This is a genomic window from Polymorphospora sp. NPDC051019, from assembly GCF_040683055.1.
GTDB lineage: Bacteria > Actinomycetota > Actinomycetes > Mycobacteriales > Micromonosporaceae > Polymorphospora > Polymorphospora lycopeni.
In genome coordinates this window covers 1-25,984 of record NZ_JBFBCH010000033.1, presented here as the reverse complement: position 1 = coordinate 25,984, position 25,984 = coordinate 1, and the positions used below count along the sequence as shown (strand labels likewise).

Below are 25,984 nucleotides of genomic sequence, written 5' to 3'. Positions count from 1 at the left end.
TGTTCCGGTCCGCCGCCGGCGGTGGTGCGCCGCCGTTGCGGCACGGCGCACCACCGCCGGTCGGCTCACGGCGTCAGCGGGGCGACCCGTACGTTGCGGTAGCTGACGATGTCGTTGGCGCCGTGGACCTGCAGGCCGATGTAGCCGTGGGTCCGCTCCCGGCCGGCACCGCCCGGATCGTCCGCCCGGGGCGGGTCGAAGACCGCGTCCGAGGTGTTGACGAACTCGTTGATCAGTTCACCGTTGCGGAAGATCGAGTAGTGCTGGCCGACCACCCGGATCTCGTAGTCGTTCCAGGTGCCCTTCGGCGTCACGCCCGCGCCGTCGAGGGCCACGCCGTCGAAGCCGTACACCGAACCGGTCTTGTACCGGTCGCCGGTGGGGCTGTCGAAGACCTGGATCTCGTGGCCGTACTTGATCGCGACCCACTCGGGGCGGGGCTCCGTCGGGTGCTGGTGCACGCCGGGGAAGCGGACGAAGACGCCGCTGTTGGCCCGGGCGTCGCCGGGCGCCTCGTCCCGCCACTGCAACTTCAGCGAGAAGTCCCCGTACGTGCGGATCGGGAACCACAGCATGCCGAGGCCGGCGACCGGACGGCTGGTGATCGAGCCGTCGGCGTTGCGGGTGAAGCCGCCCGCCCCGACGTGCTCCCACTGGTCGAACGAGGAGCCCGACCGGTCCAGGATCGACCGGTAGCCGGTGTGCGTGTCCGACTTGCCGACGGCCGACGCGGAGGCGGTCTCGATCAGCTTGACCCGCTCGGCGTTGCTGATCACCCCGAGGTCGCGCAGTCCCTTGGCGACCGCCCGGACGTGCTGCATGAACTCGTTGTGGTTGGGCCAGGACCGCTCGCTGGCCATCAGGTTGTTGATGGTGCAGCCGGTACCGACCAGCCGGTTAGCCACCCCGCTGCTGAGCGTGCCGAGCCAGACGGACGGGCGGGTGTCGAGCACCGCGCACTCCGGGTCGCCGCCGCCGATCACGATGATGAAGGTGACCGATCCGGCGTCGGAGGTGTTGCCGGCGTTGTCGGTGGCCCGGTAGCTCAGCGTGTGCGAGCCGGGCCGGTTCACGGTGACGGGTGCGGTGTAGGCGGTGTAGGCACCCGCGTCGAGCGAGTACTCGACGGTGTCGACACCGGAGTCGTCGTCGGTGGCGGTCAGCGTGACGGTGGCCGATCCGACGTAGGCACCGGTCTCGTCCCGGGTGCCGGCGACCGCGGCGGTCACCGTCGGCGGCGTGGTGTCCGGGTCCGGCGGCGGCGCCACCGTGAACGACACCGAGCCCGGCGTCGAGGTGTTGCCCGCCAGGTCGGTGGCCCGGTAGTGCAGCGTGTGCTGGCCCGGCTCGTTGACCGTCACCGGGGCGGTGTACTCGGCGTACGTGGTGCCGTCGAGGGAGTATTCGACGGTGTCGACACCGGATTCACCGTCGGTGGCGGTGAGGCTGACGGTGGCCGCCCCGATGTAGGCGCCGCTGCTGTTCTGCTGCCCGGCGACCGAGGCGGTCACCGTCGGCGGCGTGGTGTCCTCACCGTTCTCGTCGGTGACGATCAGCAGGCCGTTCATCATCCCGTGCCCGGGGATCGCGCAGAAGTAGCGGTAGGTGCCGGGGGTGAGGACCACGTCCACCGTCCACCGCCCGCCGTTGGCGTCGAACGGGTCGGCCAGGAGGTCGACGTTCACGTCCCGGTTGTAGGCGGGGTCGCCGGTCTCGAACGTCAGGGTGTGCTGCATCCCGGTGGTGTTGCCGGTCGCGGCGCTGTTCTCGAAGACCAGCGTGGCCGGGCCGGCGACGGCGACGGCGGGTGCCGTGGTGTACGTCGTGACGTCGTTGCCGGCCGTCCAGGTGAGCACCTGGGCCTCGCGCTGCTGCGGCCGGCTGTCGTCGCCGGCCGGGCGGGCGCTCACCGGGGTGGAGGCCAGTGCGGAACTGAGCAGCAGGGCGGTCGCGGCGACGAGGGCGGTCAGCGGGCGGCGCAACCGGCCGGCGGTCGTCCGGCGGGGTGGTGGTCTCAGGCGGCGACCGGGCGCACCGTGGCTGGTGGGTGGGATTGGCATGTCCGGCAAACCTTTCACGTCTGTCCTTTTAGGACTGTGGAGATGGCCGCGCGGGATCGCGGGACGGGAGGTGGGGTGATCGGGGCGCGCGGCGACCGAGTCGGGATCTGGTTCGCTATCCGACTCGACACCGATGCCACGCGGTGGCGTGGATGACGGCCGCCGTGACCACCGGGACCCCACGGTCACCACGGACGACACGAACGTCACCGTGGTCGGGGTCCCGCCGGACGGGCGGGTGGACGGGCACGACTCGAGACCGCGGGTCCGGGTCCGATGGGGGTGGACCGGTCACCGCGCGTCGGGACGGGCGGGCAACTGTGGGACGGGGCGCGCGCCGTCGCGCCGGATCGGGTACGGCCGGTGCCCTCCAGGGGTGCCACGCCCCGTGAGGTGCTGTCTCGGAGAGGGTCGAGACCCCCGCCGAAACATCGGTGAGCTAGCCACGCCGTCGGTTTACCTCACCGAAACAACTTACTAGCGCCAGACCTTAACGGACTTAGCATCGACGTGTCCACATCTTTCGCTAACGCGAGCAAGACTTTTATCTTTGCCAACGAAAGGGTTTCGTCGATGAAGGCGATCCCCTCATCGAGGGAACCCCGATGGCAGGATTTGCTCAGCTGTACTAATTTTGGGTTGTGCAAGCAAACAAGAAACAGACCGTCACCACGACGGCCCGGCGCCAGTAGATCGTCGACGCCGCGATCCGGGTACTGGCCCGCGACGGCCTCTCCCGGACCTCGCTCGGGCGCATCGCCAGCGAGGCCGGCCTGTCCAGCACCGGGCTGATCACCTACCACTTCGCCGACAAGAACGACGTCCTGCTCACCGTCGTGGACCACCTGATCGGCCGGTGCGCCGAGACACTGCGGGCCGCCGTCGACCGGGCCGCCGACCCGGCCGAGGCGCTCGCCGCCTACATCGAGGCGTTCATACGGTTCCAGGACGACAACCGCGACGGCGTACGGGCCCTGTGGCGGCTCGCCGCCGGCTGGAAGGCACCCGGGCGGGATTCCGCCTTCGACGACGAACCCCTCGTCGCGCCGGTACGCGAGGTGCTCGACGACGGCCAGGCCCGCGGCGCCTTCCGCGGCCTGGCCAGCCCGGTCGTGGCGCAGAGCATCCTGTGCTCGGTGGAGGGCTTCCACGAGGCGTTCACCGCCGATCCCGACATCGACACCACGGCCTACATCCGCGAGTTGCAGGTCCTCTACCGACACGGAACGGAGCGCGCCGACCATGGCTGAGGGATTCGGCGCGTACGACGCCGCCAAGTCGGCGGCGATCGGCGGGTTACGCGGCACCGTCCTGGAGATCGGCGCCGGCCGCGGCCGCAACTTCGGCCGGCTGCACCCGGACGTGACGTGGATCGGCTGCGAGCCCGACCGCCGGCGCCGCACCGAACTGGCGCGCACCGCGCACGGCTTCGGACACACCCGCGAGCCCCTGGCGTCGGCCGCGGAGTCCGTGCCGCTGCCCGACGCGAGCGTCGACGCGGTCCTGGCCACCGTCGTGCTGTGCTCGGTCCGCGACCAGGCCCGCGTCCTCGCCGAGATCGCCCGCCTGCTGCGGCCCGGCGGGGAGTTCGTCTTCGCCGAACACGTCGGCGCACCGGAACGCACCTGGAAACGCGCGCTGCAACGGGTGATCGCACCGGCGACGCGGCTGCTCGACCACGGCTGCGACCCGAGCCGGGAAACCGAACTGTCCCTGCGCCGCTCCCCGCTGGACCTCGTCCAGGTCGAACACTTCGACCTGCCGGCCCTGGGCGCCATCACCGTGCCGTACGTCGTCGGCCGCGCGCTGCGGACCTGACGTCGTCGCCTCCGCCCCGTCTGGATAGTGGTTTTCATACCCTTGGCCTCGGGAATCTGATCCTTCGCAAGAGGCCGATCCGACCCCGACGGCAGGTGAACCTCATGCCAACGACACCCGACGAACCACTGATCGCCGAAGACCTTCTGCTCCTGCTGTTCGATCCCGCCTCGGGATCGATCGCCGGCGAGGGCACGCTCTTCTACGTCCTCGGCGGCGCCCTCCTCACCGAACTCGCGCTCGACAGGCGGATCGACATCGACGACCGGACCGGGTTCAAGGGCCGCCTCGTCCGCACCGTCGGCAGCACCGTCCCCGGGGACCCGTTGCTGAGGTCGGCGTGGGAGCACGTCGCACAGAAGCCACGCGACGTGCAGGCCATCCTGGCGGCGATCGGTCCCCGCCTGCGTGAGCCCGTACTCGACCGGCTGGTCCGCGGCGGACACGTCCGCCGGGAGCGCCGGAAGGCGCTCGGCCTGTTCCCCACCACCGCGCTCAGCGACGGCGGCACCCCGCACCGGTCGGAGCTGCTGGCCCGGGTGCGCGCCGTACTCGTCGACGGGGCGGACCCCGACCCCCGCACCGCCGCGATCTGCGCGCTGATCTCGGCGAGCGGGACCCTCCCCACCTTTCACCGCGACATTCCCTGGTCGACCCCGGTCATCACGCGCGCGAAGGAACTCGAGCGCGGCGACTGGGGCGCCGAGGCCGCCGGGGCGGCCGTCGCCCGCACCATGGCGGCGATCGTCGCCAACGCGCTCGTCGCCGCGAACGTCCTGCCGAAGAGCTGAGCGGCCGCCCGCGCGACGTGCCGGTAAGGCGGCAGAAACGCCCACGGCCGACAGGTGGCAACGAACCCGGTCATGCGTACGCGAACCTGATGGTCGGGCCAGTTCACCCGACGCGGACACGAAAGGGTGCGCGGCCCGCCGCTACGGGCGCGGGCCGCGCACTACCTTTCTTGTGGTCTAGCGGCGCTCGTTGGAGCCCCGCCAGGCGCTACCGGCCTTGGCCAGGCCGCGGCTGACCACGTATCCGATGGTCAACAGGGTGATGTACAGCCAGGCCGTGTCGGCCCGGAACACGTCCACCCCCGCGCTGTTCGCTCCGACCCGGTCGGATGCGATCAGCACGGCGGCCACCGCGGCCAGGAACACCCACAGTTCCGTGCTCTTGAACGACGCCTTGGTCTCGGTCCCAGGTGTCATGGTACGGATGGGCTCCGCCTGCCGGCCGGCAGTGGCCTGCATACTCCGGTCACCCTGCGGCATGTTCCTGGTGTCCGGCATCTGCTGCGGTGCCGTCATGGTAGGGCTCTGCGCACTCATCTCTCCTCCAATGCGGTGAGATTTCGTCCGGTACGCCGCCGGCGCACCGGACCATGGTGAGCCACCCCTGGCGTACCCGGCAGGCTTCGGTGGAAACGGCCCGGCACGCGGGCGGGTCCGCCCGGCACCGCCGCCCGTACCCGGTCGCGCCGCACCCCGAAGACGCCGACACCGCGTCCGCGCCCAACCGGGTTCACGCGACGGTCGCCGGGGTGTCCGACCGGGACCGCAGCAGTTGCTGCTCGTCCTGTGCACCGAGCGGGACGAGGTCCTCTACGCCTGGCACGCCACACAATCCGACCGGGCGTCGCATATCCCGTGACGAGCTGCGCTGGTTCCTGAACGAGCTTCCGCCCCGAGTCGTCACCATCGTCGACCAGGCCTACGTCGAATTCGACGAGCTGGACGAGAACGACGACCTGGACCTCGTCCACCAGCGTTCGAGAGCGGTCCTGCTGCGGACCTTCTCGAAAGCGTACGGCTTCGCTGGACTGCGGGTGGGATACGCACTGGCGGACGCCGAGATCTCCGAGACCGCGAGAAAGGCGACCCTGTCCTTCGCGGTCACGAGGGCGGCCGAGGCCGCGGCGGTGGCCTCACTCGATCAAGAGACGGTGATGAAGGAGAGAATCGCGAAGGTACGACGACGACTCCGCACCCGGTCGCGCGCGACGGGATCAAGTCAGGGTCTATCCGGACCACGGCGTACGGATCTCGGTGGGCAGCCGGGCCGCCCATCGCCGCCTGCTCGCCGCCGCCCGGGTCACCGGGCACGTGGCTGACTGACGGTCATCCCGTCGCCTGTCCGAGGGACCGGGTCGGGCGGCTGTCGGTGATACCCTCCTCGGCATGTGCAGCAGGAATCGATTCTGGCGGGCCATCATGAGGTGGCCCTAGCCCTGACCTGCTCCAAAAGCAGACACCAGTCGGTCACCCACAGGGTGGCCGACGACGCCGGTCGGTTCACCTTGGGGTCGCGGACGACTCACGAGGGAGTACTGAATGATCAGGCTGTCGGGAATCACGCCGTCCGGAGAGATGCACTTGGGCAACTATCTCGGCGCGGTGCGCCGGTGGGCTGCCGAGTCAGGCCCGGAAGACCTTTACTTCGTAAGCAATCTGCACGCCATGACCACGCACCATGAGCCGGCGACGCTACGCCGGCTGACGAGGCACCAACTCGCCGTCATGATCGCCGCGGGCGTACCCGGGGACGCCGTGTTCGTCCAGTCCGATCTGATCAACGAGCACATGGCGCTCACCTGGTTGCTCGAATGCACCTGCACCTTCGGCGAGGCACGGCGCATGGTCCAGTTCAAGGAGAAATCCGACGGCCGGGAATCCGTCCGGCTGGGCCTGCTCACCTATCCGGTGTTGATGGCCTCCGACATCCTGCTGCACGGCGCCGCCGAGGTTCCGGTCGGCAACGACCAGAATCAGCACGTCGAACTGGCACGCACCCTCGCCCGGCGCTTCAACGCCAACTACGGCGACGCTTTCGTCGTACCCCGCGGTGTTCTTCCCGAGACGGCGGCGCGGGTTCGGGACCTCACCGTGCCAGAGAAGAAGATGTCGAAGTCGGCGTCGGATGTCGGCGGGATCATCTACGTACTCGACGAGCCGGACACCATCCGACGGAAGCTGCGGCGCGCGGTCACCGACGGAATGGCGGACGTCCGGTACGCACCGGACGAGCAGCCCGGGGTGGCGAATCTCCTCGAGATCGTGGCCGCCTGCACGGACACGTCGCCCACGGCCGTCGCGGACGGCATCGACAGCTACCGCGACCTCAAGGAGGCGGCGGCGGAAGCCGTGATCGCCGAACTCGGTCCGGTCCGGGAACGGGCGCTGGACCTCCTGGCCGGTGGCGGCGAACTCGACAAGATCCGCTCAGCCGGCGCCGAACGCGCCAGGGATCGTTCTCGCGACCGGCTGGCCAACGCGCTCCACCTGGCCGGCGTGGACTGAAGCGACGTGCTTCGCGAGGGATGGGCGATCCCGCTCGCACATCCCTCGCGACAGAGTCACGCGCCACCCGGCTGGTCTCCCACCGCGGCGAATGCGGGGGCGTTCTATCTGCCCGAGGACCGGGCACCGCGACGGCCCGACGTCGCGGGCAACCGTCCGACGCCCGGCCAGAACCGGCCGACCACGGCCGCGTAGCGCCGGTAGTCCGTGCCGTGAGTGCGCAGCAGGTACGGCTCCTCCACCGCACGTACCTGCAGCTGAATCGATGTGATCAGCACCGCGGTCGCGGCCAGGCTGACCGGGTTGGGCACCATCGCGGCCAGGCCGGCGCTGGTGGCGGCCATCGCCGTGAAGATCGGGTTGCGGGCCAGCGCGAACGCGCCGGTGGTGACCAGCGCGGTGCGCTCGTGCGGGTCGACGCCGACCCGCCAGGAGGCACCCATCCGCAGTTGCGCGGCCAGCGTCGCGGCGACCCCGGCGACGGCCACGACCAGTCCGGCGGCTTGCAACCATCCGATGTCGAGTACGCCGACCGCGGGCAGGCCGGCGAGCCCGACGGCCGGGCCGGCCACGCCCAGCAGCAGCGCGGCGGCGAACAGCAGCTTCGCCCACCAGGCCGTCGACCCGACGGGGCCGGCGTCGAGGCGCAGTCCGGTGTCGCCGGTGGCCCGCCACTGCGCCAGGCTGCGCCAGCCGAACGCCAGTACCAGCCCCAGCAGGTAGAGGGCCAGCGCCAGACTGGCGATCACCTCGCGTCCCCGGCGGTGCAGCAGCCGTCCGCGCAGGTGCCGCTCACCGGACCGGGCGGGGCGAGGCCGGCCGCCGGGGTGCAGCAGGTGTCGCCGCGCCAGGCCTCGCGGCCTTCCTTGACTGCGACGGCGGCGATGACCAGCGCGGCGAGCGGGTCGGCCCAGGACCAGCCGAACAGGCTGTTGAGCCCGAGTCCGACGAGCAGGACGGCGGACAGGTAGGTGCACAGCAGGGTCTGCTTGGAGTCGGCGACCGCCGACCGGGACCCCAGCTCACGGCCGGCGCTGCGCTGCGCGTACGACAGGAAGGGCATGATCAGCAGCGACAGTGCGGCCAGGATCAGGCCGATGCCGGAGTGCTCGGCTTCGGCGCCGCCGATCAGGGCGCGCACCGACTCCACCGTGACGTAGGCGGCCAGCGCGAAGAAGGAGACGGCGATGACGCGTAGCGCCATCTTCTCCCGGGCCTCGGGGTCACGGCCGGCGAACTGCCACGCCACGGCCGCGGCGGACGACACCTCGATGACCGAGTCCAGGCCGAACCCGATCAGCGCGGTGGACGAGGCGATCGTTCCGGCGGTGATCGCCACGACCGCCTCGGCGACGTTGTAGGCGATGGTGGCGGCCACGAGCAGCCGTACCCGCCTGGCGAGCACCGCCCGCCGCGCGGACGCCGGTCGGACCGGGGCCGGCTGGACCAGGGGCAGGTTCATCAGCAGCAGCCGTTCTCGTCACTGTCCGGGCACGCGGCCGGGTCCACCGCGAGCACCAGCCCGAGCAGGTCACCGAGGGCGTGCGCCAGCCTCGGGTCGGCCAGTTCGTAGCGGGTACGCCGGCCCTGCGGCACCGCCACGACCAGCCCGCACCCCCGCAGGCAGGCGAGATGGTTGGACAGGTTCTGCCGGGTGGTGCCCAGCAGCTCGGCCAGCTCCGCCGGATATCCGGGACCGTCGCGCAGCGCCAGCAGCAGCCGCGCCCGCGTCGGATCCGACAGGGCATGACCGAAGCGGGCCAGCACCTGGCCGTACGTCAACGTCTCCACACCAGCACAGTACATCGCTCGCTGTACTATCGGGAGGGGTCGCCGGGCCGGGCTTCGCAGGCAACTCTCAGCCGCGACCCAGCCGCTCAGTAAAGCGGCGACTGTACCCTCGCCGGTGTTCCGGATGGCCGCGGGTGGCGGCACCGGACCGGTCCGGGACGCGGCCCGGGCGGAGAGATTCCGCCGACAAAGGAGTGCTCATGGCGGCGAACAACGCCAAGACCCGCAAGCGCACCGCCAAACCGGCGACCGGTGCCGGCCGCACCCAGCCCGCACGGCCGACACCGACGGGCACCGGCACGGCCAGGACGGCGGCCCGAAAGACGGCGACGGCAACCAGGGCGACCCGCAAGATCCGCAAGACGGGCATGAGCACCAACCTCAAGGTGACCCTGGGCGTGCTGGCCGTCGCGCTCGCCGTGGTGGTCGGCATCGTCGTGGTCAACCGCAGCATCAACATCGCCCCGGTGGCCGCCTCGGAGGCGCTGGTGCGCGCCGACAGCCACCGGTTGTCCACCGCGGCGGACGGCAAGACGACCGTGGTGGAGTTCCTCGACTTCGAGTGCGAGTCCTGCCTGGCCGCCTATCCCGGTGTCGAACAGTTGCGCGCCGAGTACGGCGACCGCATCACCTACGTGGTCCGCTACTTTCCGATCGCCAGCCACCCGAACGCCTACAACGCGGCGCACGCCGCCGAAGCGGCTGCCCGGCAGGGCGCGTTCGAGCTGATGTACAAGAAGCTGTTCGACACCCAGACCATCTGGGGCCACAACCAACAGTCCCAAGCCCCCGTCTTCGAGGGGTACGCGCAGGAAATGGGACTGGACATGGCCCGGTTCAGGGCCGACGTGGCCAGCGCCGAGGTTGCCGCCCGGGTCAGGGCCGACGCCGCCGACGGCCAGGCACTCGGCGTGCAGGGCACCCCGACGTTCTTCATCAACGGCGAGAGGTTCGACGGCCGCCCCGACCACAACGGGCTCAAGACAGCCATCGACAGGTCACTGAACTCGTGACGCGACCCCTTGCCGGCGACGCCGGCACCCACCACGACGCCGACACCGGCATGGCCCTGACCGACCGGATCATCGGCTGGACACTCACCATCGGCGGGCTCGTCGGCGCCTCGCCGCGTTCGTGCTCACCGTCGAGAAGATCGCCCTACTCCAAGACCCCGCCTACACACCCACCTGCTCCATCAACCCCATCCTGTCCTGCGGGTCCATCATGACCACCGGCCAGGCCGAGGTGTTCGGCTTCCCGAACCCGCTCATCGGCCTGGCCACCTTCCCCGTCGTCGCCGCCACCGGCGCCGCGATGCTCGCCGGCACCCGACTGCCCCGCTGGTGGTGGCTCGCACTCCAGGCCGGCGCCACGTTCGGCGTCGGGTTCGTGCACTGGCTCTTCTTCCAGAGCCTCTACCGCATCGGCGCCCTCTGCCCCTACTGCATGGTCGTCTGGGTCGCCATGATCGTGCTGTTCACCTACACCACCCTGCACAACCTCGACCGCGGCCACCTACCCGCACCCCGCCGGCTCACCGACACCCTCCTACGCGTACACAGCGCCATCCCCACCACCTGGCTGCTGGTCCTCGCCGCGCTGATCGGTGTGCGGTTCTGGGACTACTGGCGCACCCTTCTCTGACTCGTACGCACACATCAACCCCAACCAGCGGTCCTGGGCACCTCGTGGGCACCGAAGCGGCGGCGGTAGGTGGCCGGGGTGACACCGGCAACCCTCAGGAAGGCGCGGCGCATGGTCTCGGCCGAGCCGAAGCCACAGGTACGGGCGATGGACGTGAGGCCGCCGCGCCCGGCGTCGAGCAGGTTCTGAGCGGTGTGCACCCGCACCCGTTCGACGTACCGGGCGGGGGTGGTGCCGGTCTCACGGCGGAACAGGCGGGTCAGGTGACGCTCGCTGACCGCGGCGCGGGCCGCCATGGCGGCGAGGCTGTGTTCACCCGACGGCTGCGCCGCGACCGCGTCGAGCACCCGACGCAGGACCGGGTCGCGCGTCGCTGGCCGGACACCGGCCATGTCGAACTGCGCCTGACCACCGGGCCGCCGGAGGAAGACGACCAGATACTTGGCCACCGTCCGCGCCCGGTCGGCGCCGAGGTCCTCGGCCACGAGGGCGAGCGCGAGGTCGATGCCCGCGGTCACCCCGGCCGAGGTCAGCACCGGTCCGTCCCGTACACAGATGGCGTCGGGTCGCACCGCGACGCGGGGAAAGCGCGCGGCCAGTTCGTCGCAGGCCGCCCAGTGGGTGGTGGCCCGGCGTCCCTCCAACAGGCCGGCTTCGGCCAGCACCAGAGCGCCCGTGCAGACCGACGCCACCCGCCGCGCCCGGCGGCCAAGGCGCCGTACCTGCTCGACAAGGGTGGTGGGCGGGCGGCTACCGGCCGCCGTCGGATAGCCGGCGACCAGCAGGGTGTCGACCGGACCGTGGACCTCCGGTAGCGCGACGTCGACGTCCATCCGCACCCCGACATCGGTACGCACCGACCGGCCGTCCGGTGACGCGAGCCGGATCCGGTAGCCGCCGGCGCCGTCGAGGACCTGAAACGGTCCCGCCACATCCATGACGACGGCGCCGTCGTACACGACGAGGACGACCTCACGTCGATTGTCTTCCGCCATACCCTACTGGTCCGCCGAGATGCCCGGTCCGGTTCCCGCGGCGGTGTCCGGTGACGTCCGGCGGAACGGCACACAGCCGATGCGGACCCGATTCCCTCGGATCCGGACCGGCCCCGCCGGTCCGGGAACCAGGACGAGGCGCCGGGTGACCACCGAGGTACGCACATCCGAAGACCCGCTCCGACCCGCCGGAGGACACTCCCCGGCGGCCACGGCGGACGGGAAACCGATGAGCGATCTGTTCCCTGGCATCAGGAGGTACTCGATGTTCACTGTGGACGTGAAACGGCGGACGGTGCTGCGGGCCGCGGCCGCCGGTGGGGTCGGTGCGGGGCTGGCCGCCACCGGCGTCGCCGCTCCGGCCGGCGCTGATCGGCGCACCGGTACGGACGGGCCGGCCCGACGACCGCGTATCGCGGTCCTGCTCTTCGACGGGGTCACGCCGATCGACGCGATCGGCCCGTACGAGGTGCTGTGCCGGGTGCCGGGCGCTTCGATGCTCACCGTCGGCAAGCGGACCGGCCCGGTGCGCTCGGACAACGGGGTGCTCACCCTCGGCGTCGACCACACCCTGCGTGACGTGCGCTGGGCCGACGTGCTGCTGGTACCAGGGGGGAATGTTCGCGGCGTCCAGGCGGATCCCGCGATGATCGGGTGGATCCAACAGCTTCACCGGCGAACGACGTGGACCGTCTCGGTCTGCACCGGGGCCCTCGTTCTGGGTACGGCCGGCCTGCTGCGCGGGCTGCGGGCGACGACGTACTGGGGGGTCCAGACGCAGCTTGCCCAGTTCGGCGCGACCTATGTGCCGCACCGCTTTGTCGAGTCCGGCCGGATCATCACCGCCGCCGGCATGTCCGCGGGAATCGACATGGCCCTGCATCTCGCCGCGAAGCTCGCCGATGACCGGATCGCCCAGGCGCTGCAACTGACCGTCCAGTACGACCCGCAGCCGCCTTTCGACACCGGCAGCCCCGACAAGGCCGGCCCGGAACTCCAGCGCCTGGCGCTGGAACTGCTCAATCCCGGCGGCCGCTGAGAGTCCCATCGCTTGCCGTGAGTACGAGCGCTGCGGCGACGACCGGCTGGCCGGCGGCCACGAAGTGGTGCGCGACTCGGTCGATCACGGCGGCGGTGCGGCCGGTGTTCGGTTGCGACCGCTGGACTTCTGCGTGCCGAAGCCCTCCCGATGGCGGACCCACTGTCGACGTCCGCTCCGGGAGGGCTCGTCAGCGGAGGTGACGGTTCAGGTGACGATGGAGCCGGGGGAGGCGAACACTCCGAAGATCGGTTGATAGCCGTCATTCCACGTCACCGTGGCTTCCATTACGCTTTGAACGTGCCCGGAGACTCCATTGAAGGGCACCCTGTGGCTGCAGGTCCCGGACGGGCCGAATTCCGGCAGACAGGTCTTGACCGGGGCGAGGACAGCGCCGTGCTGGGCAATGCCGATCCTCATGTAGATGGCGCGGGTTTCGGTCGCCAACTGGCCGTCGTCGGTCCACCGGCAAGCAACGGACCAGGTGACGTTGAGGAAGCCGTCGTACACGGTGACGTCATTGCCATAGCTGACGTGGCAGACGATCGGTGCGCCGGGTGCCTGCACAACGACATCGGCTGGCTTGGCAGAAGGGTCGCTGAACGCGGCGCGTGGGCCGGGCGTTTGTGCGCCGGCCGGCGTGGCGCCGATGGTGAGGCCCATCAGCAAGGCGGTGAACACGACGAGAAGACGAAGAAGTCGTGATTGTCGCGGTTTCATGAGGCTCCTTGTAGATCGCGAGTCAGTCGTAGCCGCGGTGCGTGGGGTCGACATCCGTCGACATTTCGCGATGGCTCAGGAACGCGTACGGTGAACCTCCTTCCAGCCCGGCGGTTGCTGTCCCTGCGGCACCACGTGGTCGGGCCAACTGGTCGGTACGACGGGGCCGATACCGCTCACGCAACCGACAGTTGCGGCTACGGAAGGGCTACCGGTGATGGTGCGGGCACCGACTGGATTCCGACTGGACGCCGAGTGGACACCAGGAGCCGACTGGCTAGCATGCGTCCCCGCGCCACGGATCGGTTCCGCCGATTCGGCCGTCGAGGCCCACGTACGACGCCAGGATGGGCGGGATGGCAGTTGCCGCGATCGGCGCTGCGGTAGGGGTAGCGGAGGTGGATGTGCGGGGCGGTGCTGTCGCATCGGCGGATGTCGGGACGGTGCTGCGGGGCCTGGCGGAGCAGGTGTGGATCAATGCCGCGGAGGCTCCGCAGGCAGTGCAGTTCGTACGGCCGGCCCCCATGTCGCGGGCGTGGCCGGCGCGGCGGCAGGTACGGGAAGACGGCGACCTGTCGGTGACGTGCGGGCAGTTCCGTGACGACGTCCTGGCCATCGCTCGCGGATTCCTAGCCGCGGGGGTGCGGCACGGTGACCGGGTCGCACTGCTGAGCCGCACCCGGTACGAGTGGACCCTGGTCGACTACGCCCTGTGGGCGATCGGGGCGGTGACCGTACCGATCTACGACACCGCCAGTTCTGATCAGGTGGCGTGGATCCTCTCGGACTCCGCGGCTGTGGGCTGCGTCGTGGAGACACCCGCGCACGCCGAAATGGTCGCGGGGCTGCGACTGGACCTACCAGCCCTGCGTGAGGTGTGGCAGATCGAATCGGGTGACCTGATCGCCCTGGCCGGCCTGGGTCGTACGGTCGATGACGCGCAGGTCGACGACCGTCGTGCGCGGGTGGCCGGCGGCGACGTGGCCACGATCGTGTACACCAGCGGCACGACCGGCCGCCCCAAGGGTTGCGTGCTGACCCACCGCAACATCCACTGCGACGTGACCAGCGCCGTCGCGGTGCTGCCGGAGCTGCTGCACCCGCGGGCGTCGACGGTGCTGTTCCTGCCGCTCGCGCATGCGTTCGCCCGGCTGATCCAGGTAGGGATCGTGCAGACCCGGGCCACGATGGTGCACATCGGCGACATGTCGGAGGTGCTGGACCAGCTACCCAAGTACCGGCCCACCTTCATCCTGGCGGTGCCGCGGGTCTTCGAGAAGCTGCACGCCCAGGCCCGCCAGAAGGCCGACGACGACCGCCGCGGACGGCTGTTCGCCGCCGCCGACCGGGTGGCGGTGCGCTACAGCCGCGCCCTCGACGAGCCGGGCGGGCCGGGCGTGCTGCTTCGGCTCGCCCGCAGCGGGTACGACCTGCTGGCGTACCGGAAACTGCGGGCGGCGCTGGGTGGGCGATGCCGCATGGCGATCGTCGGCGGGGCGCCCCTCGGCGAGCGGCTGGGACACTTCTTCCGCGGCGCCGGCATCGTGGTGCTGGAGGGGTACGGCCTCACCGAGACCTCGCCGACCCTGACGGCGAACCTTCCCTCGGCGCAGCGGATCGGCACGGTCGGCCGCCCCCTGCCCGGGGTGGACATCCGCATCGCCGACGACGGCGAGATCCTCGCCCACGGCGACGTCGTCTTTCCGGGCTACTGGAACAACCCGGACGCCACCCAGGCGACCTTCACCGCGGACGGCTGGCTGCGCACCGGTGATCTCGGCAATATCGACCACGACGGCTTCCTACGGCTCACCGGCCGGAAGAAGGAGATCATCGTCACCGCGGGCGGCACGAACATCGCACCCGCGCCGATCGAGGACGCCGTTCGCGCCCATCCGCTGATCAGCCAGTGCATGCTCGTCGGCACCGGCCGCCCCCACGTGGCCGCACTGGTCACCATCGACCCGCACGCATGGCTACGCTGGCGCTCCGCGCACGGCCGGCCCGACGCCTCCGTCGCCACGATGCGCGACGATCCGCAGTTGCGCGGCGAAGTGCAGTCCGCCGTCGACCAGGCCAACGGAACGCTGTCGAAGACGGAGCGGGTCAAGACCTTCCGGATCCTGCCCCACGATTTCACCGAGGCCGACGGGGAGATCACCCCCACCCTGAAGATCAAACGCGAGGTGATCGAAGCGCACCACGGCTCCGACATCGACGCCCTCTACCACAGCCATTGAGCCGAACCGGCGTAGTCGAAGGTGAACTCGGGTTCGGGTCTGGAACAGGCCCTCAGGAAGGCTGGTAACTCCCGAACGACCAGTGGTTGCCCTCCGGGTCCGCCACGCTCCCACCGCGACCGCCGTAGTCCTGGTCGACCATCTCGCGGAGCACCGTCGCCCCGGCGTCGACGGCACGCCGGAAGACGGCGTCGGGGTCATCGGTGACCAGGTACGCCGCGGAGCCACCCACGTTGGTGACCGCCCCGTCGGCGCGCTGGCTGCCGAACATGACGCCCCCGCCACCACCGGGCCACACCCACTCGGCGTGCACGACAACCGAAGGGTCGGCCTCGTCCCGGTAGGTCGCGTGCTCGACGAACCCGATCGCACTCAGCCAGGCGATCATCGCGTCGGCGTCGCGGAAGGACATGGTGTGCCAGAGCTTGATCTCTGCTGCGTTGCTCATGCCCCCGACTCTCCCCCACCGTCGGCATGCAGGTCTTGAAGGAATGGGAACTCCTCGCGCAACCACGTCGTCGGCGGGCACCCCGCGAGCCGCACCCACTCGCGCGTCAGGTGGGCCTGGTCGGCGTACCCGCACCGCTGCGCGGCCTCGGCCAGCGGCACCCGCCCCAGCACGGCACGGGTCCGCTCGAAGCGGCCCAGGCGGCGTACCTCCTGCGGCGTCATCCCGCACTCGCGGCGGACCAGCGTGCCAAGGTGGCGGCGGCTGTAGCCGACGTCGTCGGCGACGTCCTGGACGGTCGCGCCCCGGGTCAGCCGCGCGAGCGCACGACCGACCTCGGCTCGCGGTTCGTCGTGGTCGGTCAACCGCTCCATCAGTACGTCGGCGACGAGCGCCGCCCGAGCCCCGGGCGCGCAGTCCGCGAGTTGCTCCGGAAGGTGCCGCAGAGACGGGACGACGACGTCCAGCTCGACCAGCGAGCCGGCCAGCTCGGCCGCCGGCATCCCGAGCAGTGCCCGCGCCCCGGCCGTGGTCAGCCCAAGCTGCACCCCGGCCTGCTTCCCGCCATGGTGGATCTCGGCCGGATGGGCGTGCAGCCCCGACAGAGTCGTCCACCGGCGACCACGACTAGCGTCATCACCGCGCCAGCCGACATCGAGCGGCTCCCCCACCGGCAGCACGAACGTCAGCGTCGTACCCGGCAGCCCGCGGTGCACCCCGGGCGCGCCCAGGTCGACGTCGTACGCCGACAACGAGGCGACGTACGGCGCCAGCGCCGGAGGGATCGCCACACCCACCGCCCCACCGTAACCGGTGACTGACCCAGCAGGCCCCGGGTCGTCCCGGCGTACGTGTTCGGGACTGTTCGGGACCGTCCCGAACAGGGCAGACCATTGCGCCGGAAAATCCGCCCCACCACTCTTGAGTCATCCGGCCAATCAAGCGGGATGCCACCGATGAATCGACACCGCCTGAACGTCGTCGACATCTAATGCGTGGCCGATCTGCTATCAGGAGGATTCGAAGTGAAGCAACGAATCGGAGCCGTCGTCCTTGCCACTCTCATGCTGCTGACCGTGGGCGCGACCACCGCCTACGCAAACCCCGCCAAGGCTGGTTCGACCGCCGCCCTCATGTTCGAAGTCATGGTCGAAACCACCAACGACTCGGCGGCGGCATTCCTGAGCGTTTACAACGCTTGGGAACTTTCGGTCTGCGACAACGCGAAGGATGGCATGCGTGCACGGGCCGAGCTTCGGAATCTCACCACGGGCCGTGTCATCGCCACCGCGGAAGACGCCAACGGCTCATTCAACAAATGCGACGAAGGTAACCACGCCTACCCCACTCCCAGGCTGAACGACACCGTTCGGGTGACCGTGTGGGTCCAGGACGGTGCGAGTGGCAGTCGCCAGTACAGCGCCTCCCAGATCTACTAGGTTCCGCGAAGCGCGGAATCACGGTGCCCGGCCAGACGGTCGGGCACCGGCACGTGGCCCATGGCGCTTGGGATTGGGCCCACGCCCGTGTGGACGGCAGTCCGGTTCCTGATGCCTCCCGCCTGGGGTGATCCCCTCGTGGGCTTCACGGGCGTGTGGCGGTCCGAAGCGGTCTCTCCCAGGGCACGACCCTTTTCGATGCCTTCGGTCAGCCGCTGGGCGGGTGAAATTGGATGGGCCCGCCCAGGTTGGCCATTATGGTTGGTCGATGGACGTTGTCAGCACTGCCGACGTCTCGCCGGGCGACCGGTTCGCCTTCTGGCGCGAGGTCAGCGCGAAGCTCTGGGTACCGTACGACCTGGCCCGGGAACGGCAGGCGGAAGCCGGATTCGAGGCGCGGGTCGGCATCAGCGAGTTCGGCCCACTGCAGGCGACCTTGATGACGACGATGGCACACTCGGTGCGCCGCACACCCCGGCTGATCCGGCAGGCCGACCCGGAAGTGTTCAAGGTGAGCTGCATGATCAGTGGCAGCGGCACGCTGACGCAGGACGGTAGACGCGCGGAGTTCGGCGCCGGCGACCTCGTTCTCTACGACACCTCGCGTCCGTACCTGGCCGAACTCCGGCCGGACGATTCGGCGAGCCGGATGCTGCTCCTGCGGTTCCCACGGGCTCTGCTGCCGTTTCCTCCCCAGGAAGTGCGTGAACTGAGCGCCGTCCGCATTTCCGGCGCCCACGGCATCGGCGCGATGTCGTCGCGTTTCCTGCTGCAGCTCGCCGCCCAGATGGACGAACTGACCCCGGCCGAGACCGCACGGCTGGCCACCCTGACGCTCGACGTGCTGATCACGGCATTGGCCGACGCGCTGGACACCCAGAAGGTCATCCCCGCGGACATCCGCCGGCGGGCGCTGACCGCCCGCATCCACGCCTTCATCCGCGACCATCTCGGCAACCCGGACCTGACCCCGAACGTGATCGCCGCGGCGCACCACATCTCCGTGCGCTACCTCCACAAGCTGTTCCAGCAGGAGGAGCACACCGTCGCCGGTTGGATCCGCGAACAGCGCCTCGAACGGTGCCGACGCGACCTCGCCGAACCCCGGCTCGCCGCCCGCACAATCAACACGATCGCCGCCCGGTGGGGATTCACCAGCGCCGCGCATTTCAGCCAGGCGTTCCGCGCCCGCTACAGCCAATCGCCCACCGAGTTTCGCCAGCAGCTGCCGACCGTGCACGGAGACTAAACACCTGTGCGCCCAGCCACAACGACAGGTGCGGATGCGACGGGCAGTCTCGTCTCAGGAGAGTCGGCTTATCCGAAGCGACAGCGCTGAGAGGGGAAATCATGCGCCCGTGGGCAAGGAAACTCTACGGGGCCACCGCCGCGGCCCTGGTCCTCGCCATGCCGCCCGTCATGTCCGGCCCGGCGCAGGCGGCCGACGTGGCCTACAACCGGAAGAACCAACAGCTGACCGCCACGCCGAGCAGCGGGATGCCGATCGCACTGGTCAGCCGCGAGATCACGCTCGAGGACGGCACCTACGGTTGGTGGAACTTCCCCACCTCGGCACCATGCCAGACGTACACCGGCCGCATCCTGCCCGGCACGTACACCTGGACGGATCAACTCTGGCCCGGGGTCCCCAGCGCCGGAACCTACCGGCACCACAGCTACCTCACCGAGAACAACGGCGGCTGGTCGTACCACATCCAATGTGACTTCCAGCTGTCCGCCACCGGTTCGTACAGCTGGGGCAGCGGCCTCGATCCCCACTTCTGACACCGCGTCCCCCGGTACGGCTGAGCTCCCAGTTTCGTCACGTCGTGAAAGGAGATCCACATGAGACTCGTACGAATCTCGATCGCCGCCGCCATGTTGGGCAGCGCCGCCGCGCTGGCGGTCGCCGCTCCGGCCCAAGCATCCTGCCCGCAGGGGATCGCCAGCTTCGAGCCGCAGGTCAACGGCACGTTCGCCGGGACCGGCATCAACATCCGCACCGGGCCCGGCTCCGACTGCACCTCACGCGGCCACGGTCAGCCCGGTCAGACCGCGACGTTCCGCTGCTGGACGATCGGGCACGACGGCGCCCGCTGGACCTACCTGCACAACCGTGCAACCGACGTGTCGGGCTGGTCCCGAAGCGACCTGCTCTCCGGCGGAGGCGCTACGGTCTCGTGCGGTATCTGAGGCGCAGCCACGCACCGGCATCAGATCCAGCAGGTCATCACCCCGATCACGGCGCCGGCGCCTGTCGGAGCCCGGGTGATTCGATCGTCATGTCCCCACCATGCGTTCAACGCACCGAGCCCGACACGGCCGGATCATCTAGATGATCTTGCTTCAACGTAAGGACCGCAACGGGAACGGCTCGTTACCGAACTTTCGGTAACGAGCCGTTTGACCTGCTCATACACATGGTGGGCGATACTGGGTCTGAACCAGTGACCTCTTCCGTGTCAAGGAACGGTCCGCAACGCTCTGACTAGGACAAACACAAACAGCCGCAGGTCGGGTGGGGACGATCCGCGCAGGTCAGGGCGGTTGGACGCCGTTCAGCCCCGATGGAAGCGACCCACTGCTCCCAATCTGCTCCCCGAATCCGCCCGGACAATCGGGACGGCCGGATTCGAACCGACGACCCCTTGTTACCAACCGTAGCCATCCCGAACTTGTCATCACTTGCCGCAAGTGGGCACTGACCTGTACAGACACGACCGGGCACTGGTTCCTTTTCGTCACTGTTCGTCAGCGTCTAGTGCTGTGACCGGAAACGTTGGCCGGGTTGGTCAGGCCGCTGCCCGGTTGGTGGTCTGGCCCCAGCGTCGTTGGCGTTCGGAGCGGATGCGGGCGCGTTCGCGGCGTTGGGCGGCCAGGATGTCTGGGTGGCGGGCGTTGGCGTTGCGCCAGCGTAGGTAGTTGTGTAGGGCTTGGGTCGCGACCGGGTGGTTGGGATGGTTCGATCCGGCGACGACGAACATCCGTAGCGGTCCGAAGTGCGCCTCGATCGGGTTGGCCCAGGACGAATAGGTCGGGGTGAAGCACAGCTCGACCTTGTTGCGTGTGGCCCAGGCCCGGATTTTCTTGCCTTTGTGCGCGGACAGGTTGTCCAGGATCACGTCAATCGGGGCGCCGTCCGGCCGCGCCTTGCGGATCGACCTGAGCGCGGCCAGGGTGTTCGCCGCGGACTTGCGGCGCCGCACGACGCCCCACATGGTGTCGTCGCCGACGCTGTAGCAGGCGTGGAACTGCCGCACGCCGTGCAGCATGTGGTAGTTGCCGGGCAACCGGTCCGGATGCCCGGCCGGCGTCCACGACGCGCCGGCGTGCGGCCTGATGCTCAACGGGCCGAATTCGTCGAAGGCGAAGACCCGGTCCGGGAACGCGGTGGTCACCGCCTCGATCCGAGCGATCTTCGCCTCGGCGTTCGGGTCGTTGGTCTCCTTCCAGGTCCTGGTTCGCTGGAGCGTGATGTCGTGCCGGTGCAGGAACTCCCGCAGCCGTTCCCGGCCGACCGCCACCCGGCGCGGACCGCGGTTGTGGGCCAGGTAGTCGGCGAGTTTGCGCAGGCTCCACCGAGTGAACGGCTGACCGAGCGCCTGGGGTCTGGTACGGGCCGTCGCGACGATGAACGCTTCGTCGTCCTCACCGATCCGGCGGGGACGGCCACCCGCCCACCGAGGGTCCAGGCAGGCCAGACCGATCTCGTTGAACCGGTGGATGACCTCACGGATCGCGTCCTCGTCGCCCTGGACCAGACGGGCGATCGCCGGGACGGTGTTCCCACTGGCCGAGGCCATGATGACCATCGCCCGTCGCAGCCGGATCGGTGATCCCGTCCCACGCCGCACGATCTGTCGTAGTCGCCGGCCCTCGTCATCGGTGAGCCGGCGCGCCCGAACAGGATCTGCCATCCCGACAGCCTGAACCCCGCCCGACACCGAACCGGTAACGCTGACCGGCGTGTCACCCAACCCGGCCAACGTTTCCGGTCACAGCACTAGCCAGGGTTTCGGGGGTAAACGGGGGTCATCGTCGGAACGCTTCCACATCAACCGCGCCCGCCCACCCCCACCCCCGCGGCCATTCAGTCATCGCGACGATCGATTGCCCCAGCCATCGCAACCGCTCGCCGGGCCGGCTTAACTGCCCGGGCGGCGCAGTACGACGTTGAGATCGTTGCCGCCGCTGTCGCGCCTGCGTCGGCGCGAACGCCTTGGGCGGCGTCCATGCCGATCATTTTGTTGAGATCCTCGCTGTGCCAGTAGCCACCGAATCTTGCCCTTGCGCCCGACCTCCAGCCAGTTGCAATTGCCCGCCGTGGTGGCTCGGCGCAGATCGGGCAAGTCCAAGCGCCGATCGAGGAGCCGCAGTCGCAACGTTCTGACCGGGCAAGCCGGACACGGTCGGCACCTCGGTTTATCCTTCGTGGTCACTGGTGATCCCCCTTTGGTTCATCCATCGGCGCCGCGCCTTGCGGCGCGATCCACGCAGGTCAGATGGCTTTGGTCTGCGCCTCACGGAAGGTCGGGGGGCGGCGGGACACGGGTGAGTCAGTGCGGGGCGAGCGGTGGCGTACCACCGCAATCGGCCGGCGGTTGCCGGTTCGACGGAGTCTGGGAGAGGACCGGGGTGTGATGGCAGGCTGGACGGCGGTTGCCGGTACCCACGACTTCGTCGTGCTGGACGAGGGGCAGGCTCGGGCGCTGGCCCAGGCCTTGGCGGGGTACGGATTCGCCCTGGTCACCGCCAATCCGTCGTGGCATGAAGACGGTTGGACCGTTACCGCCTTCGACGAGGGCCCCTACTCCAATGACGTCCAGGGGCGCCGCACCATGGACGCGGTCGGCCGTGGGGCCGCCGCCCTGGCGCGCCAGCACCACGGCTACCCGCAGGGCGGTGTGCGCTGTGACCCGACGATGCTGACCCAGCTCCATGCCGCCGAAGCCGCCATCGAGTACGCCAACCCCGGCGCCAGGCCGCCGACCCCCGCCGTCGTGGTCCGGCCGATGCCACCACCCGCACCGTTGGCGCTGACTCCCGACCGGGCCGAGGACATCCCGATCGACCTCTCCGGACTGGACGGGATCGCGTGGGGTGATCTCGAACACGCCCACGGCGACGCCAGTGACATTCCGGGGCTGCTGCGTACGCTCGCCGACCCGTTCTGCGACTGGGAGGCGACCCTCGACGAACTGTTCGGCGACAACCTGCTGCATCAGGGAACCTGCTACTCCGCGACCGCACCGGTGATGCCGTTCCTGACCCGCATGATCACATCCGGGGCGTTGCCCGCCCGCCAGCGACTCGACCTCTACGCATGGCTGCTGACCGCCGCCGACTGCCAGGCAGCCGACCTGCTCGCCGACGCCGACCGCGCCGCGGCCCATCACCGCCAGCCCGAGGCCGCCGCCTGGGCCCCCAAGGTCCACGCCGCCGTCGACGGACAGATGCCGACACTGCTGGCACGCTGGGACACCGAGCCACCCGCCATCAGAGCCGCCCTCGCATGCCTCGCCGCAGCCTTTCCGCACCACGGCCGTCAGCTCGGCGACGAGATCGCCGCCATGGCCGCGTCACTGCGTGACACCCAACCCGGCGCCTACCTGCGACTGGCCCACGCGATGGTGCGCGCCGACGACGACCAGACCCTCACGCTCGCGGCCGACATCGTCGCCTGGGCACCCGACCACGACCCCGGATGGCTCGAGGCCACCGGTGTCACCATCACCATCAAGACCAGCCACATCATCGCCCGAGGAGCCCTACGAATCCTCAGCAACACCAAGTAGCACCCAAGACCCGCCCGGCACCCGCCAGCGTCACCTGCGACCTCCCGCTGCGAGGCCGTCGCCGCAGTCAGCCGCGCTTCCCATCACCTAGTGTTCAAACATGCACGTCCTCGTCAGCGATCTCGCCGGCAGACCCGCGCTGGCCGGCATTGCCGAGCGAGTGGCGCGGCGGACCGACGGATGGGTCTTCGTCGAGTTCCGCAGTCCGCCCTCGGCAGACCTGGTCGAGTACCTGACGAGCGCGGGTCGCTGCGTTCGCGTCGAAGACGCCGTCTACCTCGACGCGGCGGCGATGAATGCCTGGACCGGTACTCGATGAGTGGGGGCGACCGAACGTTCGGTCGGTATCGACGCTAGGCCGATAACCCGGGTGGGCGGCAGGGGTGCGGACTTTACAGCACCTAAGACGACCGCACTAACACGACCTAACACGGATGTTCTGAGCTGCGATTCTATCCAGGACCGCCACGGCGCGAGGGGTGGCGGACACCCGCCCGACAAGGGCTACTCGACTCCATACAGGAGGAATCGTCAATACCTGTGGATGAGGTAGCCACTACGCGGCGATGGTGTCTTCGGGTCGTTCGACGAGTCGGCCGTTGATGAAGGTGGCGCCGGCGCGGACCAGGGCGACGAGGTGGGGTGCGTTGACGGCCCGCCATCGGTCTTGTGCGGCTTCGATGAGTTTGAACGCCATGGCGAGGCCTGCGGTGCGGCTGCCGGGTCCTTTGGTGACGCGGGTGCGGTGCCGGACGGTGGCGAACGTCGACTCGATCGGGTTCGAGGTGCGCAGGTGGACCCAGTGTTCGGCCGGGTAGTCGTAGAAGGTGAGCAGGATGTCGAGGTCGTCGGTGACCTTCGCGACCGCTTTGGCGAACTTCGCCCCGTAGAGGTCGGTGAACCGTCTCGCCGCGAGCTGGGCGTGGGTCTTGTCCTCGGCGCCCCAGATCTCGGCCAGGGCCGCCTTGGCGCCGGGATGCGCGGACTTCGGTAGGGCGGCCAGGACGTTGGCGGTCTTGTGGACCCAGTCGCGTTGTTGCCGGGTTTCGGGGAAGACCTCGCGCAGCGCGGCCCAGAACCCGAGTGCGCCGTCACCGACGGCCAGGACCGGGCGCGCATGCCCCGGCGGGCGCAGTCACGCAGCAGATCGGCCCAGGAGCCGGTCGATTCGCGGTAGCCGTCGGCCAGGGCGACGAGTTCCTTGGTGCCGTCGGCGCGTACCCCGACGATGACGAGCAGGCAGAGTTTGTCCTGTTCGAGACGGACGTTGACGTGGATGCCGTCGGCCCACACGTAGACGTAGTCGACGCTCGACAGGTCGCGCCGGCGCCAGGCGTGGTAGTCGTCGGTCCACCGCGCCGTCAACCTCGTGACCGCCGCCGCGGACAGGCCCGCCGCGGAACCGAGGAACTGTTCCAGGGCGGGCACGAAGTCCCCGGACAACAGGCCGTGCAGGTACAGCAGCGGCAGCACCTCGGCCACCTTCGGCGACTTGCGGCACCACGGCGGCAGGATCACCGACCGGAACCGCCTGCGTTGACCGGTGACCGGATCGACCCGCCTGTCGTTGACCCGCGGCGCGACCACCTCGATCGCCCCCGCCGACGTGGTCACCCGCCGCGGCTGGGCGTGACCGTTACGCACCACCATCCGGCGGCCCCGCTCGTCACGCTCGGACGCCAACCCGGCCAGATAGGCATCGACCTCGGCCTCCAACGCCGCGGCCAGCATCCGCCGCGCCCCTTCACGAACAACATCGTCCAGCAGCGAGACGCCATCACGTCGCTGCCCGTCCTCGGCGACTACAGTCAACACGGGCGTGCCTTCCCGACCGACGCGCCAACGTCGGCCTTGCTCGAGACCTACACGAATCGATCACCGGGAAGGTCGCCCCTTCCCGGCCGATCCACAGGTCTTGAGCATTCCTCCCCGCGGGGCGTGGAACAGACTCCCCATTTGATGATCGGGGGTGTGCGGCTGGGAGTGGTCCTCACCTGCGGGTGACTCGACCACGGGGCTGCCACCGGGACGGCCGTCGAGATCGGCGGGAGGGTGCGGATCACCCCCGCATGCGCGGGGAGCACACGACTCCCCCCTGGGGCCATGTCCAGATCTTCGGATCACCCCCGCATACGCGGAGAGCACAGCACCCTCCAGGCCGACCACGAGGCGATCCCGGGATCACCCCCGCATGCGCGGGGAGCACCCCCGGCTTGACGCCCGCCGCGATCAACAGCGCGGATCACCCCCGCATACGCGGGGAGCACGTGCTTTGCCCCGCGCGTACCTAGTCCTGCGCTGGATCACCCCCGCATACGCGGGGAGCACGTCCGCAGGGCTTGACGACAACCGCCGTTCGGGGGGATCACCCCCGCATACGCGGGGAGCACGCCGCCGGTGGTGAGCTAACCGCTCAGCACCCGGGATCACCCCCGCATGCGCGGGGAGCACACCAGGGTTCCCAGCGGGACGGCGGCCGTGTTGGGATCACCCCCGCATACGCGGGGAGCACACCAACGACCTCAACTGCGAGGTCATCGTGACGGGATCACCCCCGCATACGCGGGGAGCACGAGGATCGACAGAAGTACGACGGACCAGAGTGTGGTCTTGCCCCGATTTGACGGACAGGGTCGATGAGTTGGTCAGGCTACCTTGCTGATCGTGTTGGTGTGGGCGGTGGCTTCGTAGGCGGCGGG

General features: G+C 69.7%; 24 protein-coding genes, 3 pseudogenes and 1 CRISPR repeat array. Of the genes and pseudogenes, 16 read left to right on the top strand and 11 right to left on the bottom strand.

What is annotated here, in order from left to right:
• Positions 1-65 precede the first annotated feature (65 nt).
• The gene (locus AB0M79_RS34115; RefSeq protein WP_364222196.1) at positions 66-2,060 is read right to left on the bottom strand and encodes a family 16 glycoside hydrolase; all 1,995 of its coding nucleotides are present in this window, start codon (positions 2,058-2,060) and stop codon (positions 66-68) included.
• A gap of 692 nt (positions 2,061-2,752) precedes the next feature.
• On the opposite strand from AB0M79_RS34115, the pseudogene AB0M79_RS34110 reads away from it, so the two are divergent.
• The 4 genes and pseudogenes from AB0M79_RS34110 to AB0M79_RS34095 all read left to right on the top strand — a co-directional run.
• Positions 2,753-2,830 (top strand): annotated as a pseudogene (locus AB0M79_RS34110) (hypothetical protein); the annotation flags it as partial.
• 66 nt (positions 2,831-2,896) lie between these two features.
• A complete protein-coding gene (locus AB0M79_RS34105) occupies positions 2,897-3,310 on the top strand; it encodes a hypothetical protein (protein ID WP_364222193.1) in 414 nt (137 codons plus the stop codon).
• Positions 3,303-3,878 (top strand): class I SAM-dependent methyltransferase, encoded by a 576-nt coding sequence (locus AB0M79_RS34100; RefSeq protein ID WP_364222190.1) that lies wholly within the window; start codon positions 3,303-3,305, stop codon positions 3,876-3,878. The genes AB0M79_RS34105 and AB0M79_RS34100 overlap by 8 nt, the downstream gene beginning before the upstream one ends.
• Before the next feature lie 104 nt (positions 3,879-3,982).
• Entirely contained in the window at positions 3,983-4,669 is a 687-nt protein-coding gene (locus tag AB0M79_RS34095) for a GPP34 family phosphoprotein (RefSeq protein WP_364222187.1), read from the top strand.
• 177 nt (positions 4,670-4,846) lie between these two features.
• Here AB0M79_RS34095 and AB0M79_RS34090 read toward each other — a convergent pair whose 3' ends face one another.
• Positions 4,847-5,086: a hypothetical protein gene (locus AB0M79_RS34090; RefSeq protein WP_364222184.1), complete on the bottom strand. Its 240-nt coding sequence runs from the start codon at positions 5,084-5,086 to the stop codon at positions 4,847-4,849.
• Positions 5,087-5,517: 431 nt separating this feature from the next.
• Between AB0M79_RS34090 and AB0M79_RS34085 the strand changes: the two genes are divergently transcribed.
• The gene (locus tag AB0M79_RS34085; RefSeq protein ID WP_364222298.1) at positions 5,518-5,988 is read left to right on the top strand and encodes an aminotransferase class I/II-fold pyridoxal phosphate-dependent enzyme; all 471 of its coding nucleotides are present in this window, start codon (positions 5,518-5,520) and stop codon (positions 5,986-5,988) included.
• 220 nt (positions 5,989-6,208) lie between these two features.
• Positions 6,209-7,174 carry a tryptophan--tRNA ligase gene (gene trpS / locus AB0M79_RS34080; RefSeq protein WP_364222181.1) on the top strand — a complete coding sequence of 322 codons (966 nt, stop codon included), beginning with the start codon at positions 6,209-6,211 and terminating at the stop codon, positions 7,172-7,174.
• Between the two features lie 104 nt (positions 7,175-7,278).
• Here trpS and AB0M79_RS34075 read toward each other — a convergent pair whose 3' ends face one another.
• From AB0M79_RS34075 to AB0M79_RS34065, 3 genes are read right to left on the bottom strand one after another with little or no spacing between them, the layout of a single operon-like run.
• The gene (locus AB0M79_RS34075; RefSeq protein WP_364222295.1) at positions 7,279-7,920 is read right to left on the bottom strand and encodes an isoprenylcysteine carboxylmethyltransferase family protein; all 642 of its coding nucleotides are present in this window, start codon (positions 7,918-7,920) and stop codon (positions 7,279-7,281) included.
• A complete protein-coding gene (locus tag AB0M79_RS34070) occupies positions 7,920-8,636 on the bottom strand; it encodes a cation transporter (RefSeq protein ID WP_364222178.1) in 717 nt (238 codons plus the stop codon). Before AB0M79_RS34070 ends, AB0M79_RS34075 begins: the two co-directional genes overlap by 1 nt.
• Positions 8,636-8,980, bottom strand: a complete 345-nt coding sequence (locus AB0M79_RS34065) for a metalloregulator ArsR/SmtB family transcription factor (RefSeq protein WP_357536253.1) — start codon at positions 8,978-8,980, stop codon at positions 8,636-8,638. The genes AB0M79_RS34070 and AB0M79_RS34065 overlap by 1 nt, the downstream gene beginning before the upstream one ends.
• A 185-nt stretch (positions 8,981-9,165) precedes the next feature.
• Here AB0M79_RS34065 and AB0M79_RS34060 point away from each other — a divergent pair, with 185 nt between their 5' ends.
• Both AB0M79_RS34060 and AB0M79_RS34055 read left to right on the top strand, forming a co-directional pair.
• Entirely contained in the window at positions 9,166-9,978 is an 813-nt protein-coding gene (locus AB0M79_RS34060) for a thioredoxin domain-containing protein (protein ID WP_364222174.1), read from the top strand.
• Positions 9,979-10,028: 50 nt separating this feature from the next.
• A pseudogene (locus tag AB0M79_RS34055) lies at positions 10,029-10,609 on the top strand (vitamin K epoxide reductase family protein).
• A gap of 14 nt (positions 10,610-10,623) precedes the next feature.
• On the opposite strand, the gene AB0M79_RS34050 reads toward AB0M79_RS34055, so the two are convergent.
• The gene (locus tag AB0M79_RS34050; RefSeq protein ID WP_364222172.1) at positions 10,624-11,604 is read right to left on the bottom strand and encodes a DJ-1/PfpI family protein; all 981 of its coding nucleotides are present in this window, start codon (positions 11,602-11,604) and stop codon (positions 10,624-10,626) included.
• Between the two features lie 265 nt (positions 11,605-11,869).
• On the opposite strand from AB0M79_RS34050, the gene AB0M79_RS34045 reads away from it, so the two are divergent.
• Complete coding sequence (locus AB0M79_RS34045; RefSeq protein WP_364222169.1) at positions 11,870-12,643, top strand: DJ-1/PfpI family protein; 774 nt, start codon at positions 11,870-11,872, stop codon at positions 12,641-12,643.
• 207 nt (positions 12,644-12,850) lie between these two features.
• On the opposite strand, the gene AB0M79_RS34040 is transcribed toward AB0M79_RS34045, so the two are convergent.
• Entirely contained in the window at positions 12,851-13,363 is a 513-nt protein-coding gene (locus tag AB0M79_RS34040) for a hypothetical protein (RefSeq protein WP_364222166.1), read from the bottom strand.
• Between the two features lie 404 nt (positions 13,364-13,767).
• Between AB0M79_RS34040 and AB0M79_RS34035 the strand changes: the two genes are divergently transcribed.
• Positions 13,768-15,603: a long-chain fatty acid--CoA ligase gene (locus tag AB0M79_RS34035; RefSeq protein ID WP_364222163.1), complete on the top strand. Its 1,836-nt coding sequence runs from the start codon at positions 13,768-13,770 to the stop codon at positions 15,601-15,603.
• 52 nt (positions 15,604-15,655) lie between these two features.
• Here AB0M79_RS34035 and AB0M79_RS34030 read toward each other — a convergent pair whose 3' ends face one another.
• Positions 15,656-16,051 carry a VOC family protein gene (locus tag AB0M79_RS34030; protein ID WP_364222160.1) on the bottom strand — a complete coding sequence of 132 codons (396 nt, stop codon included), beginning with the start codon at positions 16,049-16,051 and terminating at the stop codon, positions 15,656-15,658.
• Entirely contained in the window at positions 16,048-16,848 is an 801-nt protein-coding gene (locus AB0M79_RS34025; RefSeq protein WP_364222157.1) for an AraC family transcriptional regulator, read from the bottom strand. Before AB0M79_RS34025 ends, AB0M79_RS34030 begins: the two co-directional genes overlap by 4 nt.
• Positions 16,849-17,076: 228 nt before the next feature.
• Here AB0M79_RS34025 and AB0M79_RS34020 point away from each other — a divergent pair, with 228 nt between their 5' ends.
• The 4 genes from AB0M79_RS34020 to AB0M79_RS34005 all read left to right on the top strand — a co-directional run bounded on the left by AB0M79_RS34020 (position 17,077) and on the right by AB0M79_RS34005 (position 19,683).
• A complete protein-coding gene (locus AB0M79_RS34020; RefSeq protein ID WP_364222154.1) occupies positions 17,077-17,490 on the top strand; it encodes a hypothetical protein in 414 nt (137 codons plus the stop codon).
• Positions 17,491-17,758: 268 nt separating this feature from the next.
• The gene (locus AB0M79_RS34015; RefSeq protein ID WP_364222151.1) at positions 17,759-18,739 is read left to right on the top strand and encodes a helix-turn-helix domain-containing protein; all 981 of its coding nucleotides are present in this window, start codon (positions 17,759-17,761) and stop codon (positions 18,737-18,739) included.
• Positions 18,740-18,840: 101 nt separating this feature from the next.
• Positions 18,841-19,275, top strand: a complete 435-nt coding sequence (locus AB0M79_RS34010; RefSeq protein WP_364222148.1) for a hypothetical protein — start codon at positions 18,841-18,843, stop codon at positions 19,273-19,275.
• A gap of 60 nt (positions 19,276-19,335) precedes the next feature.
• Complete coding sequence (locus tag AB0M79_RS34005; protein WP_364222145.1) at positions 19,336-19,683, top strand: hypothetical protein; 348 nt, start codon at positions 19,336-19,338, stop codon at positions 19,681-19,683.
• A gap of 599 nt (positions 19,684-20,282) precedes the next feature.
• Here AB0M79_RS34005 and AB0M79_RS34000 read toward each other — a convergent pair.
• The gene (locus AB0M79_RS34000; RefSeq protein WP_364222142.1) at positions 20,283-21,407 is read right to left on the bottom strand and encodes an IS630 family transposase; all 1,125 of its coding nucleotides are present in this window, start codon (positions 21,405-21,407) and stop codon (positions 20,283-20,285) included.
• 723 nt (positions 21,408-22,130) lie between these two features.
• Between AB0M79_RS34000 and AB0M79_RS33995 the strand changes: the two genes are divergently transcribed.
• On the top strand, positions 22,131-23,285 hold the full coding sequence (locus AB0M79_RS33995) for a hypothetical protein (protein WP_364222139.1): 1,155 nt from the start codon (positions 22,131-22,133) through the stop codon (positions 23,283-23,285).
• 100 nt (positions 23,286-23,385) lie between these two features.
• The gene (locus AB0M79_RS33990; RefSeq protein WP_364222136.1) at positions 23,386-23,604 is read left to right on the top strand and encodes a hypothetical protein; all 219 of its coding nucleotides are present in this window, start codon (positions 23,386-23,388) and stop codon (positions 23,602-23,604) included.
• A 237-nt stretch (positions 23,605-23,841) separates the two neighbouring features.
• Here AB0M79_RS33990 and AB0M79_RS33985 read toward each other — a convergent pair.
• Positions 23,842-25,100 (bottom strand): annotated as a pseudogene (locus AB0M79_RS33985) (IS256 family transposase).
• Between the two features lie 241 nt (positions 25,101-25,341).
• A CRISPR array of direct repeats spans positions 25,342-25,858; the repeat unit is 28 nt; unit sequence GGATCACCCCCGCATACGCGGGGAGCAC.
• Positions 25,859-25,984: the final 126 nt, after the last annotated feature.